Origin of the sequence: Serratia sp. C2(1) (assembly GCF_036352655.1) — a bacterium.
Lineage (GTDB): Bacteria > Pseudomonadota > Gammaproteobacteria > Enterobacterales > Enterobacteriaceae > Serratia > Serratia inhibens.
In genome coordinates, this window is the sequence record NZ_JAZFBA010000001.1 from 2588855 (window position 1) to 2602120 (window position 13266).

16 protein-coding genes are annotated in these 13266 nt (G+C 58.9%); 8 read left to right on the forward strand and 8 right to left on the reverse strand.

The genetic code is table 11. From position 1 onward, the window contains the following. Positions 1 to 26 precede the first annotated feature (26 nt). The 4 genes from V2S86_RS12055 to V2S86_RS12070 form a co-directional block, all read right to left on the reverse strand. Positions 27 to 497 (reverse strand): YkgB family protein, encoded by a 471-nt coding sequence (locus V2S86_RS12055; RefSeq protein WP_330762596.1) that lies wholly within the window; start codon positions 495 to 497, stop codon positions 27 to 29. A gap of 70 nt (positions 498 to 567) precedes the next feature. After that, complete coding sequence (locus V2S86_RS12060) at positions 568 to 888, reverse strand: pentapeptide MXKDX repeat protein (protein WP_330762597.1); 321 nt, start codon at positions 886 to 888, stop codon at positions 568 to 570. A 58-nt stretch (positions 889 to 946) separates the two neighbouring features. Next, positions 947 to 1723, reverse strand: coding sequence for a molybdopterin-dependent oxidoreductase (locus V2S86_RS12065; RefSeq protein WP_330762598.1), 777 nt, complete (start codon positions 1721 to 1723; stop codon positions 947 to 949). 10 nt (positions 1724 to 1733) lie between these two features. Further along, complete coding sequence (locus tag V2S86_RS12070) at positions 1734 to 2345, reverse strand: cytochrome b/b6 domain-containing protein (protein WP_330762599.1); 612 nt, start codon at positions 2343 to 2345, stop codon at positions 1734 to 1736. 153 nt (positions 2346 to 2498) lie between these two features. Between V2S86_RS12070 and V2S86_RS12075 the strand changes: the two genes are divergently transcribed. Together V2S86_RS12075 and V2S86_RS12080 are read left to right on the forward strand one after the other, a co-directional pair. Next, positions 2499 to 3212: a response regulator transcription factor gene (locus tag V2S86_RS12075; protein ID WP_006324350.1), complete on the forward strand. Its 714-nt coding sequence runs from the start codon at positions 2499 to 2501 to the stop codon at positions 3210 to 3212. A gap of 3 nt (positions 3213 to 3215) precedes the next feature. Beyond that, positions 3216 to 4682: a HAMP domain-containing sensor histidine kinase gene (locus tag V2S86_RS12080; RefSeq protein WP_330762600.1), complete on the forward strand. Its 1467-nt coding sequence runs from the start codon at positions 3216 to 3218 to the stop codon at positions 4680 to 4682. 41 nt (positions 4683 to 4723) lie between these two features. Here V2S86_RS12080 and V2S86_RS12085 read toward each other — a convergent pair whose 3' ends face one another. Together V2S86_RS12085 and V2S86_RS12090 are read right to left on the reverse strand one after the other, a co-directional pair. After that, positions 4724 to 6148 (reverse strand): heavy metal sensor histidine kinase, encoded by a 1425-nt coding sequence (locus V2S86_RS12085; protein WP_330762601.1) that lies wholly within the window; start codon positions 6146 to 6148, stop codon positions 4724 to 4726. Beyond that, positions 6145 to 6816, reverse strand: coding sequence for a heavy metal response regulator transcription factor (locus tag V2S86_RS12090; RefSeq protein ID WP_330762602.1), 672 nt, complete (start codon positions 6814 to 6816; stop codon positions 6145 to 6147). Before V2S86_RS12090 ends, V2S86_RS12085 begins: the two co-directional genes overlap by 4 nt. A gap of 140 nt (positions 6817 to 6956) precedes the next feature. Between V2S86_RS12090 and V2S86_RS12095 the strand changes: the two genes are divergently transcribed. From V2S86_RS12095 to V2S86_RS12115, 5 genes are all read left to right on the forward strand, one after another. Next, positions 6957 to 7583, forward strand: coding sequence for a hypothetical protein (locus tag V2S86_RS12095; protein WP_330762603.1), 627 nt, complete (start codon positions 6957 to 6959; stop codon positions 7581 to 7583). A gap of 14 nt (positions 7584 to 7597) precedes the next feature. Beyond that, complete coding sequence (locus V2S86_RS12100; protein ID WP_330762604.1) at positions 7598 to 8203, forward strand: cytochrome b/b6 domain-containing protein; 606 nt, start codon at positions 7598 to 7600, stop codon at positions 8201 to 8203. Further along, positions 8196 to 8963 carry a molybdopterin-dependent oxidoreductase gene (locus V2S86_RS12105; RefSeq protein WP_330762605.1) on the forward strand — a complete coding sequence of 256 codons (768 nt, stop codon included), beginning with the start codon at positions 8196 to 8198 and terminating at the stop codon, positions 8961 to 8963. The genes V2S86_RS12100 and V2S86_RS12105 overlap by 8 nt, the downstream gene beginning before the upstream one ends. Positions 8964 to 9135: 172 nt before the next feature. Beyond that, on the forward strand, positions 9136 to 9912 hold the full coding sequence (gene otnI / locus V2S86_RS12110; RefSeq protein ID WP_330762606.1) for a 2-oxo-tetronate isomerase: 777 nt from the start codon (positions 9136 to 9138) through the stop codon (positions 9910 to 9912). Positions 9913 to 9978: 66 nt separating this feature from the next. Further along, positions 9979 to 10509 carry a GNAT family N-acetyltransferase gene (locus V2S86_RS12115; RefSeq protein ID WP_330762607.1) on the forward strand — a complete coding sequence of 177 codons (531 nt, stop codon included), beginning with the start codon at positions 9979 to 9981 and terminating at the stop codon, positions 10507 to 10509. A gap of 9 nt (positions 10510 to 10518) precedes the next feature. Here V2S86_RS12115 and V2S86_RS12120 read toward each other — a convergent pair whose 3' ends face one another. Further along, positions 10519 to 11394, reverse strand: a complete 876-nt coding sequence (locus V2S86_RS12120; protein WP_330762608.1) for a LysR family transcriptional regulator — start codon at positions 11392 to 11394, stop codon at positions 10519 to 10521. A gap of 93 nt (positions 11395 to 11487) precedes the next feature. On the opposite strand from V2S86_RS12120, the gene V2S86_RS12125 reads away from it, so the two are divergent. After that, a complete protein-coding gene (locus V2S86_RS12125; RefSeq protein WP_330762609.1) occupies positions 11488 to 12471 on the forward strand; it encodes a nitrilase family protein in 984 nt (327 codons plus the stop codon). Positions 12472 to 12574: 103 nt separating this feature from the next. Here the strand turns inward: V2S86_RS12125 and ompX are convergent, their stop codons facing one another. Beyond that, complete coding sequence (gene ompX, locus V2S86_RS12130) at positions 12575 to 13093, reverse strand: outer membrane protein OmpX (RefSeq protein WP_330762610.1); 519 nt, start codon at positions 13091 to 13093, stop codon at positions 12575 to 12577. Positions 13094 to 13266: the final 173 nt, after the last annotated feature.

A 13266-nucleotide genomic window follows, 5' to 3' on the forward strand; every position in this document is an offset into this window, starting at 1 on the left:
GCGCAGTTTAAAAACTGCGCCTTTTTTTACGGCATGTCGTCAGGCAAGTCGGCTTTTAGCAGCAGTATCGAACCCGCCAATAACACCAGATCTTTTAGCAGAAAGCTGGTGGCCCCCCCCATCGCCGGAAAGCCACCGGCCGAAGCTTCCCAGGCACCCGGTGTGGAGAAGATCAGCGTCAGGGTCGTCAGATAAGTCAGCGTCGATCCCACCGCCCCCAACAGCCCCAAACGTCGCGACCAAAAACCGGCCAGCAGCAAAAGACCAAAGCTCCACTCGGCAACCCCTAACGCATAACTGGCACCGCGAATACCAAACACATCATGCATCCAGGCCAGCAGCGGGCTATTACCAATCAGAGGCACCAGCCCCTGCGCTTCATAATCAAACCACTTGGCATAGCCGAAAGCGGCGAAGATCACCACCAGCGCCAGCCGCATAAAGGCCACATCCCAGTTCGAGCGCTTAAAGCGCTGCAGCCACATTGTCTGAACCATCGTCCCTCCCGTTGTACTTGCCCGCAGCCGGGATTAAACCAGCGTCCATCCGGCTGCGGGGCGCGGCGGCTTACTGCCCCATAGCGTCTTTTTGCATAGCGTCTTTACTCATACTGTCTTTCTTCATGCCGTCATGCTTCATGGCATCTTTGCCCATGCCGTCTTTCTTCATGCCGTCATGTTTCATGGCATCTTTGCCCATGCCGTCTTTCTTCATGCAATCCTTGCCCATACACTCTTTTTTCATGCCGTCTTTGGCCATACCGTCGTGCGACATCTGGCTCATGCCGTCTTTTTTCATCGCGTCTTTACCCATGCTGTCGGCGGCATTGGCACCGAGGGAACCTAACATCAACGCGCTACACATCATCATTGCGAATAACTTTTTCATGGTATTTCCTTTTCTCATTTAAAAAGCACCTGTGTGCCGGGGATAGTTGGGGCCGTCGTTAGCTGCCGCCAAACCAGTTGTAACCTTGGTCTTCCCAGTAGCCGCCGGGGAAGCAATTGGTGATCTCAATCACCTGAATGTGTTTCGGGTTCTTGTAGCCGAGCTTGGTCGGCATGCGCAGCTTCATCGGATAACCGTATTTGCGCGGCAGGATCCGGCCGTCGTAGGTCAGCGCCATAATGGTCTGCGGATGCAGCGCGGTGGCCATATCGATGCTGGTGTAGTAGTCGTCGGCGCATTTGAAGCTGACGTAGCGGGCGCTCAGATCCGCGCCTATCGCCTTGAGAAACGCCGCGAACGGCACCCCGCCCCACTTACCGATGGCGCTCCAACCTTCGACGCAAATATGGCGCGTCACCTGGTCTATCTGCGCCATGCGATGCAGCTGCGGCAACGTCCAATCGCGTTTATCCAGCGCCAGCCCGCTCACTTCCAATCGGTAGTCGTCGCCGTTGATGTCCGGTGCATCTTCTTCGCCGTAAAAGGCGTTGAACGGAAATGGCCGGGTGATCATGGATTCCGGGTACACCGGCGCCAGGTGGTCAGCGTTGAACAGCCAACCCTGCACCCGATCGTTGAAGCCTGACATGCGGCTTAGCGCCTGCTCGACGTTGGCGTTGCTGCCGAGATCACAGCCGGTGAGCATCGCGATGCCGCCCAGCGTCAGCCCATTGCGCAGAAAGCGGCGGCGCGACGACGATGCCAACAGTCGCTGCGCCTCTTTGACTATTGCCTGGCCTTCACTCACAGTGATAGAGGACTTATCCGTTTTCATTGTCATCTCCTTAACGCCCGCGCAGCATGGCCAGCAAGCTGCGGGGCACCAGCGCTACCATCACCAAATGAATCACTGCAAAGCCCACCAGCGCCGACATGGCGAAAAAGTGGATATAACGCGCCGCCTCGTAACCGCCGAGCAGCTCGCGCAGCAGCGGAAACTGCACCGACTTCCACAGCACCAACCCGGAAAGCGCGATCAGCATGCTGTCGGCCATCACGAACACATAGGCCACGCGCTGCACCATGTTGTAATGGCGCGGATCGGCGTGCCGCAGCCGGCCGCGCAGCGCCGCCGTCAGATCGGCGCAAAACCGTCTGAGGCTGAGTGGCCAGAAGCGGTGTTTGAAGCGGCCGCTGCACAGGTTGATCAACAGGTAACACAGCCCGTTAACGCCAAACAGCCACATGCCGGCAAAGTGCCACTGCAGCGCGCCTCCCAGCCAACCGCCAAGCGTCAGCTCGTTGATAAAGCTGAAATTGAACAGTGGCGATGCGTTATAGATGCGCCAGCCGCTGGTGACCATAATCAGCATCGCCAGCACATTCAGCCAGTGGGTCAACCGCAACCACAGCGGATGCACAAGCGGTGGTTTTTCCGGTATGAGAGTCATGCTCATGCTTATCTCCTGGCGGCCAAAGTGGCGATGAGCGAAGTATTCCCCGAATTTGTTCCCCGAGACCTCACGCAAAGTTAAATAAAATGTGATAACTCCACGCGCGGCGGTTGTGTAGACTTTCAGCCAGGATCGGGCAATCAGCGGCGGGCACAGATGGAAAAACCAAAGAGAATTTTAATCGTTGAGGATGACGGCGACATCGCCGAGCTGTTGCAGCTGCACCTGCGCGATGAAGGCTACGACATTAGCCACGCCGCCGACGGCAATCTGGGCATGGCGATGCTGGAACAGGGCGGCTGGGACGCGCTGATCCTCGATCTGATGCTGCCGGGCGTCGACGGGCTGGAGATCTGCCGCCGGGCGCGCAACATGACGCGCTACACGCCGATCATCATCATCAGCGCGCGCTCCAGCGAGGTGCACCGCGTGCTGGGGCTGGAGTTGGGTGCCGACGATTACCTGGCCAAACCCTTCTCGATGCTGGAACTGGTGGCGCGGGTCAAAGCGCTGTTCCGCCGCCAGGAGGCGATGAGCCGCAACCTGCGTATGGACGCCGGTACGCTGAGCTTTGACGGCTTGACCATAGACCCCATCGCCCGCGAGGTGCAGCTGAATCGGCAACCGATCGATCTGACGCCGCGCGAGTTCGACCTGCTGTATTTCTTCGCTCGCCATCCGGGCAAGGTGTTCTCCCGCCTTAGCCTGTTGAACCAGGTGTGGGGTTATCAGCACGAGGGGTATGAACACACGGTGAATACCCATATCAACCGGCTGCGCATCAAGATAGAAAGCAACCCGGCGGAACCCCTGCGCATCCTCACTGTGTGGGGTATGGGCTATAAATTCGCGGCGCCGCCGCAAGAGTAAAACATGAAAAATCTCACCTTAACGCAACGCCTGACGCTGATCTTCGCCCTGCTGTTGCTGCTCTGCTGCGCCTTCTCCGGCTGGCTGCAGGTGCGTAGCAACACCCAGTACAGCCAGGCGACCATTCAACGGCTGTCCGGCAATCTGGCGCAACACATCGCCGCCAGCAACCCGCTGCTGGGCCAGGACGGTTTGAACCCGCAATCAGTACATACCCTGTTCGATCAGCTGATGGCGGTGAACCCCAGCGTCGAGGTTTATCTGCTCGACAAACAGGGCAATATTATCGGCAATGCCGCGCCGGCCGGCCGCCTGAAACGACAAAAGGTCGATCTGTCGCCGCTGCGAGCGCTGCTCGACGGCGCGCGGATGCCGGTGTACGGCGACGATCCGCGCAGCCCCGGCGGGAAGAAGGTATTCAGCGTCGCGCCGCTGAAGGTCAACGGCCAGATTGAAGGCTATCTGTATGTGGTGTTGCTCGGTGAAGATTATACCGCGCTGGCCGGCAACGCTCAGTTCAGCTCGGCGGTTAAAATGGCGCTGTGGTCGATGGGACTGGTGGTGGTGTTCGGCCTGCTGGCCGGCGGCTTCGCCTTCCGCTGGGTGACGCGACCTATCCGCCAGTTGACCCGGCAAGTGAGCGTGCTGGATAACGGCGGCATCGCCGCGGTGCAGGCCTATGCGGCGCAGCCGGTTCCCAGCCTCGGGCGCGATGAGGTCAGCCAGCTGCAGCTGGCGTTTCGCAGCATGGCGCAGCGCGTTGCCGAACAGTGGCAATCGCTGTCGCAGCAGGATCAGCAGCGGCGCGAGTTTATCGCCAATATTTCGCACGATCTGCGCACCCCGCTCACCTCGCTGCACGGCTACCTGGAAACGCTGTCGGTAAAATCGGCCAGCCTGAGCGAAAACGATCGCCGGCGCTACCTGGAGACCGCGCTGGCGCAAAGCCGCAAGGTGGGCAAACTGGCGCAAGAACTGTTCGAACTGGCGCGGCTGGAGTACGGCGTGGTGAAGCCGCAGAAAGAGCCGTTCTCGCTCAGCGAGCTGGTGCAGGACGTATTCCAGAAGTTCGAGCTGGCGGCCGAGGCGCGGCATCAGCGATTACGCGCCGATATCGCCCCGGGCATACCGCTGGTGTTTGCCGATCTGAGCATGATCGAGCGGGTACTGACCAACCTGCTGGACAACGCCATTCGCCATACGCCGCAGGGCGGTGAAATCGACGTGCGGCTGTGGCAGCAGGAAGACAAAATACTGGTGCAGGTCAACGACAGCGGCCCCGGCATTCCGCAGGCGCTGCGCGCCGACCTGTTTGTGCGGCCGTCTATCCTGAACGGCACGCGGCGCCATGCCGGCGGGCTGGGCCTGATGATCGTACAGCGCATTTTGCTGCTGCACGGCAGCGACATTCAGCTGATCGAGCAAGCGCAAAAAGGTGCCTGCTTCCGCTTCGCCATTCCGCCGCGCTAATCGATGCAGCCGGGATCCAATGCGCCGCATTCAGCGCAGTCTTAATCGGCCTGAGGAAATATCAGGCGAAAGGTGATGCGCGCCGAGGGATCACCGGCGATGCACTCGGCGCGAACCTCGCCGCCGTGCAGCGTCATGATGGCGCGCACGATCGACAACCCCAGGCCGCTGGCGTGAGTGCCGGTGCTGCGGGCGGCGTCGGCGCGGTAAAACCGGTCGAACAGCTTGTCCAGGTGCGCCGGTGATATGGGCCGCCCCTGATTGACCACCTGTATCACTCTCTCCCCCGTCGGCTGACTGAGCGCCTGCAACTGTATCCGGCTGTTTTCGTCGGCATAACGCACCGCGTTGGCGACCAGATTGCTCAACGCACGTTGGAACAGCATCGCATCCGCCAGCAGTAGCCCTTCGCCCCGGCAAACCAAAGTGATACCCCGCTCTTCCGCCAGGCCTTCGAAATAGTCTGCCACCCGCCGAAGCTCCTGTGCCACATCCAGGCGGCTATAGTTCAGCACCGCCTGCGCTTCCCCGGCGCGTGCCAGAAAGAGAATATTTTCCACCATGCGCGAAATGCGCTCCAGCTCGTCCATATTGTTCGACAACAGGGTTTCATACTCTTCCACGCTGCGCGGCTGATACAGCGCCACCTGGCAATGCCCCATCAGCGCCCCCACCGGCGTGCGGATCTCGTGCGCCAGATCGGCGGAAAACTGCGTCAGGCGCTGATAGCCTTCATTCAGCCGATCGAGCATGGCATTAAACGAACGGGTCAGCTGTTGCAGTTCTTTCGGCGCCCCCTGCTCGCTCAGGCGGGTCGACAGCGTGTTCGGCGTGATCACCGCCGCCTGCGCCGCCATGCGCCACAGCGGCTGTAACCCACGGCGCATCACCCAATAGCCCAGCAATGCGATCAGAACAAACGCCACCGCCACGGCGGCCACAATTCGCCAAAGATAACGCGCCAGCATCTTCTGTTCATTGACCATCACGTGAGCCGCAGAGATCTGCAGCAGCTTGCCGTCATCCAGCCTCACCAGCGCCGACGCGACACGCAATGGCACGCCCTGCGCCGTTTCCCCACTGCTGATCGCACTCAGCAGCTGCGGCGCATCGGCCGGCGTCGGCGTAACGGGTGGCAGGCTCAATCTGGCCGGATTGACGTTGATTAAGGGTTTTTGCCCCGGTTGCTGAAAAATCAATACGTCCTGTTCATTGCCCAGCATGTTTTCAAACAGGCCGGTGTTGGCCACCAACCGGTCGAGCGGAAAGCGCTGGCTCAGCAAATGACGGAAATACTCCACCCGGCCGGTGACCTGAAAATCACTGCGGGTGGTCATCTCCTGACGCATCGCGCCATACAGATACCAGCCTGCGCCACTGACCACCAGCGCCGCCACCAATGCAAACAGCATGGCGCTGCGCAACGTCAGCGACAGGGCTTGCCAGCGTTGAACCAATGCGTTCATGAGCGCGGCTCGCAGACATAGCCGATGCCACGCACGGTATGGATCAGCTTGATATCGAACGGTCGGTCAATTTTGGCGCGCAGGCGTTTGATCGCCACATCCACCACGTTGGTGTCGCTGTCAAAATTCATGTCCCAGACCTGCGAGGCGATCAGAGTGCGCGACAGCACCTCGCCTTCGCGCCGCACCAACAGGTGCAACAGCATAAATTCCTTATTGGTCAGCGGGATCACCACATCCTGCCGCACCGCCTTGCGGCGCAACACGTCGAGCTGCAGATCGGCAAGGGTATAGTGATCGGCTTCACGCACCGTGCCGCGTCGCAGCAGCGTACGGATACGCAACACCAATTCCGTGAAGGAAAAGGGTTTAATCAGATAATCCTCGGCCCCCAGCTCCAGGCCATGAATGCGATCCTGCACCCCGTCACGCGCAGTCAGAAACAGGATCGGCACGTCGCTTTTCTTGCGCAGCACTTCCACTATCTGCCAGCCGTCCAGCCCCGGCAGCATCACGTCAAGCACGATGGCGTCGTAACCGTGCTCCAGCGCCCGGAACAGCCCGTCAGTGCCGTTACGCGCCAGATCGACGCTGTACCCCGCCTCTCCCAGCCCTTTCTTCAGGTAATCACCCGTGCTGACGTCGTCTTCAACCACCAATATCCGCATTGTCGTCACCTCATTGCACTTGCGGAAATACTAGCAGTTTCGGCGGACATTCTTGATGACATTAATGTCATCAAACGGACATGGTGCTGTCCCTATTGTTCGACCATGCTTAACCGGCAACCCATACAAAGGAGAACTTTATGATTATCCGTCATCGTTTTGCCGGTTTATTGCTGTCCACCCTGATGCTGTGCAACGGCATTGCCGCCGCTGCCCCGGCGCCGGGAAAAGTCATTGCCCCACTGCGCGGCACTATCGATCAGGTCACCGACAACAGCCTGCAATTGACCGACCGTAAAGGGGAAAAGGTCAGCGTAAAAATCAACGATCAAACCAAGGTGTTCAGCGTTTCGAAAGGCACGCTGGAGGATATCAAGCCGGACAGCTTTATCGGCACCGCCGCCGTTCCGCAAGCGGACGGCACCTTGAAAGCGCTGGAAGTGCACGTGTTCGCCGCCAGCCTGCGCGGCACCGGCGAGGGCCATTCGGCCTGGGAATCCGCCGACGGTAAGGTAGACACCATGACCAACGGCACCGTCGGCAAGCTGGTGAAATCCAACGGCCGCACCCTGACCGTGACCTACGGCAACCAGCAGAAAACCGTCGCCGTACCTGAAGATGTGCCGATCGTCACCCTCGATCCCGGCGATCGCAGCCTGTTGAAACCGGGCGCGCATATCGTGCTGTTCTCCGCCACTGACGATAAAGGCGAACGTGTTGCCACCCGCATCTCCGCCGGCAAAGACGGCACCGTGCCGCCAATGTGATTCGGGAGAAAAAGATGAAAACCAACGCGCCGCGGCCGGTGCATCGCTGGCCGGTCCGGATCACCCATTGGGTTAACCTGTTCGCCATGATTTGCATGTTCATGAGCGGCTGGGAAATCTACAACGCCTCACCGCTGTTCGGCTTCCGTTTTCCGCCGCAGATGACGCTCGGCGGCTGGTTGGGCGGCGCGATTGGCTGGCATCTGGCGGTGATGTGGCTGCTGGCTTTTAACGCGCTGTGTTACCTGGTGTGGAGCCTGTTCAGCGGCCATTTTCGGCGCGATCTGCTGCCGCTCGGCCTCGGCGCGTTGCGACGCGATATCGGGCAGGCGCTAACGCTGCGTTTGAAGCATCAACACGGCCGCTATAACGCCATTCAGAAGTTGATGTACCTCGGCGTGCTGGTAGTGGGGCTGTTGTTGGTGCTCTCCGGACTGGCCATCTGGAAACCTGTGCAGCTACAAGGCCTGGTGGGCCTGTTCGGCGGGTTTGACACCGCGCGCTACGTGCACTTTTTCGCCATGTGCGCCATTGGGTTATTTGTAGTGATTCACCTGCTGATGGTGATTATCGTGCCACGCACGCTATGGGCAATGATTACGGGTGGCAAACATGAATGATAAACAACGGCGCCCTTCGACGCCGGCCCTGGAACCGGAACAGAAGAAACAACTGGTCAATCTGCAACGTCGCCTGATGCTGCGCTCCGGCCTGACGCTGGGCGGCATCGCCATGCTGACCGGCTGCAACCTGCAGGACGGCGATCAGGTGGATAAAGTGCTGTGGGCCATGTCGCGCTGGAACGATCGGGTGCAGGCCTGGCTGTTCAGCGGCCAGCGGCTGGCGCAAACCTATCGGCCGGATCAGATTACTCACCCCTTCCCGTTCAACGCGTTTTACCCCGAGTACAACGTCCCGGAGGTGGATCTCGCCAGCTATCGGCTGGAGGTTTCCGGCAAGGTGGAAAAAACCGCGCCCTGGACGCTGGAACAATTGCAGCGCCTGCCGCAGCAAAGCCAGATAACCCGGCTGATCTGCATTGAGGGCTGGAGCGCCATCGGCCAATGGGGCGGCGTGCCGCTGCGCAGCTTCCTGCAGCATGTCGGGGCGGATCTGAACGCCCGCTACGTCGGTTTCAAGTGCGCGGATCGTTATTACTCCAGCATCGACATGGCCACCGCATTGCACCCTCAAACCCTGCTGGCACTGGATTTCGGCGGCAAGGCGCTGCCGGCAGACTATGGCTATCCGTTGCGGTTACGGATACCCACCAAGCTGGGCTTCAAGAACGCCAAGCATATCGCCGCCATTTTTGTCAGCGATACCAATCCCGGCGGCTACTGGGAAGATCAAGGCTATAACTGGTTTAGCGGAATCTAGTTTTCTGCGCAGTACTGCGCAGAACCCACGCTGCCGGCCGGAAAAGAGCGTTAACCCTCGCCAGGGGGTTTTCTATTTAAACCTCATTTTCTGATATCCACCTGTAAAATCATTTCTGCCCCCCGATGCTGCCCTGTACCATGAGGAAATTGCCGGATTGCGGAGCGGGGACATGCCTAAATTTGCTGCCAATTTATCGATGATGTTTAACGAGCTGCCATTTCTGAAGCGGTTCGAGGCCGCCGCAGGCGCAGGGTTCAAGGCGGTGGAATTCCTGTTCCCCTATGAATATCCAGCCGAATTGCTGGCGGAACGGCTGCGGCGTCATGATCTGCAACAGGTGCTGTTCAATGCCCCACCGGGCAATGTTGAAGCCGGTGAATGGGGCCTGGCGGCGGTCCCTGGCCGCGAACAGGATGCGCGCGCCGATATCGAACGCGCGCTGGCCTACGCCATCACTCTGAATTGCCCCTGTGTGCACGTGATGGCCGGGTTGGTCCCGCCGGGAGCGCAGTGGCAGCGCTATCGCGAGACTTTTATCGGCAATATCCGCTATGCCGCCGATACCTTCGCCAGGCACGGCATTAAGGTTTTGATCGAAGCCCTCAGCCCGCAGGTAAAGCCCCGGTATCTGTTCTCCAGCCAACATCAGGCCGCGCAGTTGGTCGAGGCTATCGATCGCCCGAACGTTTTCATTCAGTTTGATTTTTTCCATGCTCAGCTGGTGGATGGCAATATCAGCGGCCTGATGACCTCGCTGGCCGGGCGCTACGCTCATATTCAGATCGCATCAGTGCCAGATCGCCATGAACCTGACGATGGCGAGCTTAATTATCCGTGGCTGTTCGCACAGTTGGACAACATCGGCTATCAGGGCTGGATCGGCTGCGAATACAAACCCCGTGGCGAAACCGGCGTCGGTCTTGGCTGGATAAAGCCTTACCTCTAATGGCTGGCGACGTCACTTCTCTGGCATACTCGCTACACCGCTTTTGGCTCTGTACAGGAAAAAACAATGCCGCTTATCACCACCGCCCCGACGCTGCTGACCGAACGTTTACGCCTGGATGCGCATAGGCTTGACGACGTTGAATCGCTGGCCGCCATGTGGGCCGATCCCGAAGTGGTGCGCTATATCGGCGGCACGCCGAGGGATCGTGAAGACTCCTGGGGCCGCCTGATGCGTTACGTCGGCCACTGGGCGCTTTTAGGTTATGGTTACTGGGCGGTACGCGATAAAATCAGCGGCGCTTATCTTGGCGGCATCGGTTTCTCCGACTTCCAGCGCACTATTATCCCGGCGCTCGACGCTCCGGAGATGGGCTGGACGCTGGTAACGGCGGCACAAGGCAAAGGTTACGCCACCGAAGCGTTGCGGGCGGCATTGGCCTGGGGGAAAGAGCACTTACCCGGCGATCAGGCGGTATGCATTATCTCGCCGGAGAACCAGCCTTCGCTGGCGTTGGCGAGAAAAGTCGGTTTTAGCGAAAGCCACCGCAGTGAATACCATCAGAACCCGATTGTGGTGATGCGCTGCCCCTTATGAACGCGGGTTTTAAGGCGCCTTCGCCGTCGTCAGCGCAACCTGAATAAAATTATCCCGTAACGCGTCGGGTTGCTGCGGATTCCAGGCAATGCCCACCTGCCATTCGGTCAAAGCACCGCTTAGCGCTAAAATGTCGATGCCCGTCGGCACAATATGGGTGACGCTTTGCGGCAACAGCGCCACGCCAATACCGGCGGCGACCAGCGCCAGCAACGTCTGGATGTCGCCGGCCTGCTGCACTACATTCGGCGTCAGTTGATGCGCGGCAATAAAACGCAGCGACTGATCGCTCAGGCCGCGCCCGCGCTTGGGCGTCAGTTGCAACAGCGGCAACGCGTTAAATCGCTCCATCAGGGTTTCCGTCCGCAGCGCCAGCGCCGATGGTGCCGCCAATACCAGCCGATCGCTCAGCAATGCCGTGGCCCGCAGGGGCGCACTGACCGGTAACCGCACGAACCCCACCTGCAATTCTCCCTGCAATAACAGCTGATATTGCCGCTCCGAGGGCAGATCCTCCAGCCCCACGGCAACCGCCGGAAAACGTTGACGGAAGGCGGCGACCAACTGCGGCGCCAAATGAAAGCTGGACAGGCCGAACCCGAGCGCCAGCCGCCCCGCCTCCCCTTGTACCACCCGCAGAGCATGCTGTTGAAACTGCAGATGCCGGTCAACCAACGTCTGGGCTTCGGGATACAACCGCTGCCCGCCGGCGGTAAGCTGAGCGCCCTGACGACCACGGTTAAACAGCCGGGCCCCGAGCAGCATTTCCAGCGTCTGGATCTGTTTGCTCAACGCCGGCTGAGTGATGCACAGCCGCTCCGCCGCCAGACGATAATTACCCTGTTCGGCCAGCACCACGAAGGCGCGCAGTTGTTTTATATCCATTCCACCAGGTTATCGATTTAGGAATTTAATTGATTATACAGTAATCAATATGCCTGCTGTAATCAACGCCAGATAACAGCCAAAGGTAACCTTATGACAACCTCTCTGCGCGCCGCGACGGTGCAATTTCAGCATCGCGCCAATGATAAAAACTACAACCTGTCGGTGATGGAAGGCTTTATCGCCCGCGCCGCCGCCGAACAGATCCAGGTATTAACCTTTCCGGAAATGTGCATTACCGGCTACTGGCACGTGCGGCACCTCAGCGCCGGCGAGATTGGCGCACTGGCGGAACCGATCGCCGACAGCCCTTCTCTGGCGCGCATTCGTCCATTGGCGGAGCGCTATAATATGGCAATAGGCGTCGGGTTGATTGAACTGGGCGAGGACGGCAACTATTACAACGCCTACGCCGTATGCCTGCCCGACGGCGCCCTTCACGTTCACCGTAAACTGCACGCCTTTGAACATGAGGCGATAGCCAGCGGCGACAGCTTTACCCTGTTCGATACCCCCTGGGGAGTGCGGATGGGCGTTCTGATTTGCTGGGACAATAACCTGGTGGAAAACGTACGCGCCACCGCCCTGTTGGGAGCAGACGTGCTGTTGGCACCGCACCAGACCGGTGGCACCCACTCGCGCAGCCCGCACGGTATGAAGCCGATCCCGCTGGCGCTCTGGCAACAGCGCAAAGACCATCCGGCAGCGATAGAAGAAGCCTTTCGGGGCGAACATGGCCGTGGCTGGCTAATGCGCTGGTTACCGGCGCGTGCACATGACAACGGCCTGTTTATTCTGTTCAGTAACGGCGTGGGTCGCGATGACGACGAAGTGCGCACCGGCAACGCGATGATCCTCGATCCCTATGGCCGTATTCTGGCGGAGACCTGGGCGGCAGAAGATAAAATGGTGATCGCCGATCTCGATCTGTCGCTGATCCCGCTCAGCACCGGTCGCCGCTGGATCCACGGTCGTCGACCGGCATTATATGGCATCCTTACGGAGCCTCAGGGTTACGAGCGTGATGCCCGCAGCGCCCGTTTCTCGTCGCAACCGGCGCAAAAATTGGGTAAGTAGAGTAGCGCCGAATGTCAGGCAAAAAAAAATCCGCCCGAAGGCGGATTTTTATCCGGTACGGCCAACTGCGCCGTACGCTCACGCCCGCAGGCATGGAGAAATCTTAGAAACGGTAGCCTACGCCAACCATCCAGGTGCCAACATCAACACTGCGGATGCGGCTCTGCTCGTAACCTACGTCCAGAGCAACTTCCTGGATTGGGTTGAACTGCAGACCAGCGCCGTAAGTGAAGCCGTAGTCGCTGTTGCCGTTATGATCGGTGCCGTCTTGTGCATTATCGATGTTTTTGCCGTAGCCAACACCAACTACACCGTAGATGCTTGCCCAGTCGTTGAAACGGTAAGCTGGACCGGCAGTGATAGAGTTGTACTGCGCTTTACCGTAGTAACCGTCTTGAGAACCGTTCTTTTCCAGATGGGTAAAGGAACCGATCACGCCCAGTGGGCTGTTGTCGAACTCGTAACGATACTTCAGGTTGAAACCGTCGGCTTTGTTAGCAACGCCTTGGAGATCACCCTGCGCATAGCCAGCGGATACGGTGCTCTGACCAGCGAATGCGGTACCTGCGGTGACTGCTAATACACAGGCTGCTACTGCGGAAAGACATGCAATTTTTTTCATAACCACCTCAAACGCGTTATATTTTTAAGTAAATCCATTTGTTCATGCATTGAAAATATAGCAAAAATTAGCGTGAAACTCTGCCTTAAAATGAGTGTCTAATGCTTTATATCGTGTAACATAAGATTTCAAGAACAGTGTATCTGCTTCTTTTCGCTCTATTTTCGAGCCGC

Bases quoted from the DNA above. Each gene is read 5' to 3' on its own strand.
- V2S86_RS12055 (WP_330762596.1), bottom strand. From the start codon at position 497: ATGGTTCAGACAATGTGGCTGCAGCGCTTTAAGCGCTCGAACTGGGAT.
- V2S86_RS12060 (WP_330762597.1), bottom strand. From the start codon at position 888: ATGAAAAAGTTATTCGCAATGATGATGTGTAGCGCGTTGATGTTAGGT.
- V2S86_RS12065 (WP_330762598.1), bottom strand. From the start codon at position 1,723: ATGAAAACGGATAAGTCCTCTATCACTGTGAGTGAAGGCCAGGCAATA.
- V2S86_RS12070 (WP_330762599.1), bottom strand. From the start codon at position 2,345: ATGAGCATGACTCTCATACCGGAAAAACCACCGCTTGTGCATCCGCTG.
- V2S86_RS12075 (WP_006324350.1), top strand. From the start codon at position 2,499: ATGGAAAAACCAAAGAGAATTTTAATCGTTGAGGATGACGGCGACATC.
- V2S86_RS12080 (WP_330762600.1), top strand. From the start codon at position 3,216: ATGAAAAATCTCACCTTAACGCAACGCCTGACGCTGATCTTCGCCCTG.
- V2S86_RS12085 (WP_330762601.1), bottom strand. From the start codon at position 6,148: ATGAACGCATTGGTTCAACGCTGGCAAGCCCTGTCGCTGACGTTGCGC.
- V2S86_RS12090 (WP_330762602.1), bottom strand. From the start codon at position 6,816: ATGCGGATATTGGTGGTTGAAGACGACGTCAGCACGGGTGATTACCTG.
- V2S86_RS12095 (WP_330762603.1), top strand. From the start codon at position 6,957: ATGATTATCCGTCATCGTTTTGCCGGTTTATTGCTGTCCACCCTGATG.
- V2S86_RS12100 (WP_330762604.1), top strand. From the start codon at position 7,598: ATGAAAACCAACGCGCCGCGGCCGGTGCATCGCTGGCCGGTCCGGATC.
- V2S86_RS12105 (WP_330762605.1), top strand. From the start codon at position 8,196: ATGAATGATAAACAACGGCGCCCTTCGACGCCGGCCCTGGAACCGGAA.
- otnI (WP_330762606.1), top strand. From the start codon at position 9,136: ATGCCTAAATTTGCTGCCAATTTATCGATGATGTTTAACGAGCTGCCA.
- V2S86_RS12115 (WP_330762607.1), top strand. From the start codon at position 9,979: ATGCCGCTTATCACCACCGCCCCGACGCTGCTGACCGAACGTTTACGC.
- V2S86_RS12120 (WP_330762608.1), bottom strand. From the start codon at position 11,394: ATGGATATAAAACAACTGCGCGCCTTCGTGGTGCTGGCCGAACAGGGT.
- V2S86_RS12125 (WP_330762609.1), top strand. From the start codon at position 11,488: ATGACAACCTCTCTGCGCGCCGCGACGGTGCAATTTCAGCATCGCGCC.
- ompX (WP_330762610.1), bottom strand. From the start codon at position 13,093: ATGAAAAAAATTGCATGTCTTTCCGCAGTAGCAGCCTGTGTATTAGCA.